A 294-nucleotide genomic window follows, 5' to 3' on the forward strand; every position below is an offset into this window, starting at 1 on the left:
CTTCAAGATTGGTTGAAAAGGAGTGTAAAATAAGAAAAAGAGGGGGAACTCATAATGGATTTAGGATTAAAAGGGAAATCAGTATTGGTTTTAGCATCAAGTAAAGGACTCGGAAAAGCGATTGCTCAAGAATTTGTTCGTGAGGGTGCACGGGTCATGTTTACAAGTCGAGATGCGTTAGCATTGCAAACAGTTGCGAGGGGAATGAGAGAGGTAAGCGGTGAAGTGCAGGCACAGCCTTGCGATATTACGAAATTAACGGATATAAAGGAACTTGTCGAAAAAACGGTTTCA

Annotated in this window: 1 protein-coding gene; it reads left to right on the forward strand. The window is 41.2% G+C overall.

Annotated features, from left to right (window positions below; genetic code table 11):
* Nucleotides 1–54 precede the first annotated feature (54 nt).
* On the forward strand, nucleotides 55–294 hold a 240-nt coding region (locus PZE06_RS28420; RefSeq protein WP_275792459.1), incomplete at its 3' end, for an SDR family NAD(P)-dependent oxidoreductase.

The sequence above is a fragment of the Robertmurraya sp. DFI.2.37 genome (genome assembly GCF_029211245.1).
Lineage (GTDB): Bacteria > Bacillota > Bacilli > Bacillales > Cytobacillaceae > Robertmurraya > Robertmurraya methanolica_A.